The organism is Micromonospora sp. NPDC049799 (genome assembly GCF_040656655.1).
In the GTDB taxonomy this organism is placed as follows: Bacteria; Actinomycetota; Actinomycetes; order Mycobacteriales; family Micromonosporaceae; genus Micromonospora.
In genome coordinates this window covers 1-1,042 of record NZ_JBFAMU010000921.1, presented here as the reverse complement: position 1 = coordinate 1,042, position 1,042 = coordinate 1, and the positions used below count along the sequence as shown (strand labels likewise).

General features: G+C 77.2%; 1 protein-coding gene. It reads right to left on the bottom strand.

Features of this window, described 5'->3' with window-relative positions; genetic code table 11:
• Positions 1-929, bottom strand: a 929-nt coding sequence (locus AB0I76_RS30655) for an FAD-dependent oxidoreductase (protein ID WP_357042840.1), incomplete at its 3' end; no start/stop codon positions are given.
• Positions 930-1,042 lie beyond the last annotated feature (113 nt).

The following is a 1,042-nucleotide window of genomic DNA, read 5'->3' as shown; positions in this document are numbered from 1 at the left end:
GGCCCGTACGCGCGCCACGCGCCGACGGACACCGCACCGCAGAAGCAGCCGCGCGTCCACTCGTCGGCCGACCAGTCGTACTCGACGACCTCGTCGGGACGCCGCGCGTCCGGGCCGACGATCCCCACCAGTGCGTCGAGCAGGGCGCCGCGGCGGGCGTCGGGCGACATCCGCCGCAGGGCGTTCGCCTCGTCGCCGTAGCTGAACGCGGTCAGCACCCCGCGCGCCGAGTCCGGGGTGCCGTTGTCCACCGTCTCGGTGACCGGCCCCTCGGCGCAGGTCGAGACCCCCGAGCGGCCGTCGGCCCGCCAGAACGGCTCCGGGTAGATCGCGTGCACCTTCACCGCCGATCCCATCGGCATCCGCTGGGTCAGTCCGTCGCGCAGCGCGGGCAGCGGCGGGTCGTACCGGATGCGACCGGCCTGTGCCGGCGCGAGCGCGACGACGACGGCCTCGGCGGTCAGCGTGTCGCCGCTCGTGCGGACGGTCACCCCGTCGTGGTCCTGGCTGATCGCCTCGACCGGCGCGCCGAGCCGGACGGTGTCCGGGCCGAGCGCCGCCGCGAGGGCGTCGGCGAGCACTCCCGGACCGCCGACGACACGGTCCTGCTGCGCCCCGCCGGCCATCCCGAGCAGCATCCCGCTGCCGCCGCCGCTGCGCAGGTAGAACAGCATCTGCAGGAGGGAGATCTCGGCCGGGCCGGCGGCGAGCAGGCCACCGGCGAGCAGCCGCCCCAGGTACCGGGCGGCCACCGCGTCGGGGGCGGCCTCCCGCAGCCAGGCGGCGAGCGTCCGCCGGTCCCAGTCGGTCGCCTCGGCCGCCGTCCAGGGCGCGGCCGGGTCGACCCGTTCGGCGTACGCGTCGAGCAGCGCGAGCACCTCGTCGGTCGGCGCGGGCGGTTCGGTGTACCGGCGGCCGGCCCACAGCACCGTCGGCGTGCCGTGCGCCGCCGTCGGGAAGGTGGCCAGCCCGTACCGGTACGAAGGGGCGGGGACGCGTCACCACGTCCCCGCCCCTCGCACGGTCAGCGACCTGCGCCGAC